5 protein-coding genes are annotated in these 4,111 nt (G+C 42.9%); all 5 read left to right on the top strand.

The annotated features are described in order from the left end of the window. The first annotated feature begins 79 nt into the window (after positions 1–79). The gene (locus tag B3180_RS02070) at positions 80–760 is read left to right on the top strand and encodes a hypothetical protein (RefSeq protein WP_286842687.1); all 681 of its coding nucleotides are present in this window, start codon (positions 80–82) and stop codon (positions 758–760) included. 128 nt (positions 761–888) lie between these two features. Continuing rightward, positions 889–1,869 carry an acetyl-CoA carboxylase carboxyltransferase subunit alpha gene (locus B3180_RS02065; protein WP_286842684.1) on the top strand — a complete coding sequence of 327 codons (981 nt, stop codon included), beginning with the start codon at positions 889–891 and terminating at the stop codon, positions 1,867–1,869. Between the two features lie 11 nt (positions 1,870–1,880). After that, positions 1,881–2,759: a YicC/YloC family endoribonuclease gene (locus B3180_RS02060; protein WP_286842682.1), complete on the top strand. Its 879-nt coding sequence runs from the start codon at positions 1,881–1,883 to the stop codon at positions 2,757–2,759. Then, positions 2,752–3,321 (top strand): guanylate kinase, encoded by a 570-nt coding sequence (gene gmk / locus B3180_RS02055; RefSeq protein WP_286842679.1) that lies wholly within the window; start codon positions 2,752–2,754, stop codon positions 3,319–3,321. Before B3180_RS02060 ends, gmk begins: the two co-directional genes overlap by 8 nt. A gap of 9 nt (positions 3,322–3,330) precedes the next feature. Continuing rightward, positions 3,331–4,111, top strand: a 781-nt coding sequence (locus B3180_RS02050) for an HD domain-containing protein (protein ID WP_286842677.1), incomplete at its 3' end; no start/stop codon positions are given.

Here is a 4,111-nt window from a genome sequence, read left to right as displayed (position 1 = left end):
ATTGTGAAACACTGAATTGAGCAGCTATGGCGTCGATAAATGACTTAGAGAGACTGAGGGTCATCTAAGGGGTTTAAAAGTGTTTAAGTTATCGATTTTATTAGTGCTTTCAATGATTCTAACTAGTTGTGCTGGCATATATCCTGGGCGAAGTTTCATCGATGAGATGGATCGCGACTCAGATGGGGCTTGGGTGGCCGGTAGGGACTTTCCCACCGTGGCCGGCGACAGTGGACAGGCCTATCGTGGCCCTGATGAAATTGCGAGAAGAACTCCCGCCAGTGCGTTTGCAAAAGAGCAATCTGAAGCTGAGCGCTCGATCAATAATGAGCTTAAGCACAAGATTTCAACCCTTGATGAGCCGACCTATGCCCAATATTTAAAAGATAAAACGGTGCTCAGTTCTGCCTCTGAGGAGATCTACTATCTTAGCCTCTCTCCCTATGAAAAAGCAGAGTATGTGAGACTTAAACAAGCTGGTGGTGAAGATAAAACTGTTAAGCCCTATGCTTATCTCTCTAATTATAAGGACGAGGGAAACCTGTCACTTCGCTCATTTTATCAAAGTCGTTACGAAGAGCGCGCGTTAAAAATGGGAATGAATAAACAAGATGTCGTTGCCAGTTGGGGGGAGCCGCAAAATGTAGATTATGCAGGTGATCCACGCTTTCAAAATGAGCGCTGGTCGTTTAGAGAGCAGGGAAAAGTTCATCGCGTCTACTTTGAAAACGGTGTGGTGCACGGTTGGGCAGTTGATTAATAAATAAGCATATGCGAGGCGCGTTAGGCTTGAGAGATGGCGCGTTTTTGACTAGAGTTAGCGGATTATAGGCAAAGACAAAAGGAGGGGCAGTAGTCACCTCCTTCGTGTTTTTTCGGGGGTGTAGTTTGAGTGATCTCAGCAACACATTTACATTAGATTTTGAACGTCCAGTACGTGATCTTGAAAATCAAATTGAAGAACTTAAACAAGCAAGTCTCAGACCTGAAGTAGACATCAGTTCTGAAATAAAGGCTTTGCAAAAGAAAGTCTCCATGTTGATTAAAGAGATCTACGGCAACCTAAGTTCATGGGAGCGTGTGCAATTATCACGTCACCCCAATCGTCCTCATACAATCGATTATGTAAAATTAATGGTCGATGAATTCCATGACATTGCAGGTGATCGTCACTTTGCCGACGATCAATCGATGATTGCAGGTTTTGGCTATATGGATGGTCAAAAAGTTGCAGTTGTTGGAATTGAGAAAGGCCGTAAAACCAAAGAAAAAGTTACTCATAATTTCGGAATGCCAAGACCTGAGGGTTATAGAAAAGCTCTTCGAGTGATGAAGATGGCGAGTCGATTTGGAATTCCAATTATTGCTTTAGTCGACACTCCGGGTGCTTATCCTGGCATTGGCGCAGAAGAGCGCGGCCAAGCGAGTGCCATTGCTGAGAACTTAACTGAAATGTTTGATATCAATGCACCTATTGTTGCAGTTGTTATTGGAGAAGGTGGTTCAGGCGGAGCGCTAGGTATCGCAGTCGCCGATAAAGTTTTAATGATGGAGTACTCCGTTTACTCTGTCATCTCTCCAGAGTCATGTGCTTCGATTTTATGGGCCGACCCTAAAATGGCCGAGACTGCGGCGAATGGTTTGCAGCTTGGTCCGGATAAGGCGCTTGAACTCAATGTGATTGATTCAATCATTCCAGAGCCTGCCGGTGGAGCACATAGAGATTGGAATGCATCGGCCGATGTTGTTAAGAAGACCGTGCTTAAAGAAATGAAAACACTTCTGGCGAAGAAGCCGGATCAGCTTAAGAAAAAGCGTTATGAAAAATTCCGTCAAATCGGTAACCAAACATTAGTCTGGAAAAAGTAAGGGTAAAAACAGTGAGTGCATTGCAGTCAATGACGGGTTTTGGACGTGGAGAAGTAGCAAATGATGACTTCCACCTCGTCGTTGAAATTAAATCAGTAAATCATCGCTTTAAAGATATTAGAATTAGGATGCCAAGTGCCTTTAATGCACTTGAGACAAATTTGCGCCAGCAAATTGGAGAGCGCTTTAAAAGAGGTAGCTTCGATATTTCGATCCATCTAAAAAAAGCAGAAGGCAAGACCAAGTTTGACGATATTGATGAAGCAAAAATTCAAGATTTTGTCTCTAAAATTGCAGGCTCACTTTCTAAGTCTTCAGTCGTGCTCAATATCGATCCAACCGCCTTTCTTCGAAATGAGTTTCAAAAAGATCAGGACTTAGAAAAAGATCCGGTTCTGCCAAGTTTACTCGATAAAGCGTTTAGCTTGGCCATGGATGCTCTGGAGAAATCGCGTCTACAAGAAGGCGAAAAGCTTTCGTTGATTATGGAAAATCACCGCAAAGAATATATCGCGAACTTTTCTAAAATTGAGTCAAAAGCCGAGAGCTTTAAGCAAGTTGTAGAAGAGAGACTTAAAAAGAAATTACAAGACCTCTCCAAAGAGATCGCCATCGATGAGCCACGCTATCTACAAGAGGTGATTTATTATCTTGAGAAAATGGACGTCCACGAAGAGATCAATCGCATTAACGCTCACCTGCAAAAGTTCTCAAAGCTTATGAGTGATGGTGGTGAAGCGGGAAGACAGATAGACTTTATGGTTCAGGAACTTGGCAGAGAAACCAATACTATCGGTTCAAAATCTTCCATTGAAGAAGTGTCTGAAGCAGTCGTTCAAATGAAACTTCAGTTAGAAAAAATTAGAGAGCAGGGATTAAATCTTGAATAAGTCGGGAAAACTCATTGTGGTCGTAGCCCCGTCTGGTTCTGGAAAATCGACGTTAATTAAGCGTTTAAAAAAGGATTTTCCAAACTTAGAAGAAAGCGTCTCAACTACAACTCGTCCTAAGCGAGCGGGAGAGAGGCACGGCGAAGCATACTTTTTCGTTGATCGCTCTGATTTTATTTCCATGAGAGATCGTGGCGAGTTTTTGGAGTGGGCCGAGGTACATGGCAATTTTTATGGAACGTCTAAGCGCTTTGTCGAAGGACGATTGGCATCGGGCAAGGACTTGCTTTTTGATCTCGATGTCCAGGGCGTGGATAATATGAAGGAAGCTTTTGGGGACAAGGCCCGTGCTATCTTTATTGCGCCACCATCAATCAATGAACTTGAATCGAGACTTCGTGGACGTGGTACGGAAGCTGATGAAGTGATTAAGCTTCGCATCGACAACGCTAAAAAAGAACTGCTGCGCGAGCACGATTATGACTACAGAGTTGTGAATGATGAGCTCGACGGCGCTTATTCACGTTTAAAAACGATTATTCAAAGTATTTTAGATACCTAAGGCTTAAGGATGTATAACCGTCTAGACTTTTCTCATGAGCGCGAACTCCCGTACGAGGAGATTGAAAGACGCGTGCGTGGATACTTCCCAGAAGCTGACTTTGTGATGCTTAAGCATGCTTTCGAGTTTGCAAAGAAAGCACACTCAGGTCAAAAGCGAAGTTCAGGTGAAGACTACTTTATCCACCCATGTAATGTCGCCGTTACATTGGTCAAGCTTCGACTCGATATGGACTCGATTATTGCTGGATTTTTGCACGACGTAGTTGAAGACTGCGAAGTGACACCTGAGCAATTAGAAAAAGAATTCAATACCAACGTTGCGCAAATTGTTGTTGGTCTTACAAAAATTAGTAAAATCAAATTCAAAACTAAAGAAGAAAGCCAAGCTGAAAACTTCCGCAAAATGGTTGTGGCCATGGCTAAAGATCTTCGCGTCATCATCGTGAAGTTAGCCGATCGTATGCATAATATGCGTACGCTTCAGTATGTCTCTGAAGAAAAACAACGAAAGATTGCACAAGAAACATTAGATATCTATGTACCACTTGCCAGCCGACTTGGTATTAACTCGGTAAAAAGTGAACTCGAAGATCTCTGTCTAAGATTCTTGCATCCAGAAATCTATTATCGCTTGGCCGAAAAAGTCGCCATGAAAAAAGGTGATCGTGACACCTATATTCGCGATACCATTGGCGTGATTCAAGATCGACTTTTAGAGTACGCAGTCAAAGCTGAAATCAAAGGTCGCCCTAAGCACTTCTATTCAATCTATAAAAAGATGACGGCCG

Origin of the sequence: Idiomarina sp. UBA4206, from assembly GCF_002383015.1 — a bacterium.
GTDB lineage: Bacteria > Pseudomonadota > Gammaproteobacteria > Enterobacterales > Alteromonadaceae > Idiomarina > Idiomarina abyssalis.
This window is presented reverse-complemented; position numbering and strand designations above follow the sequence as displayed.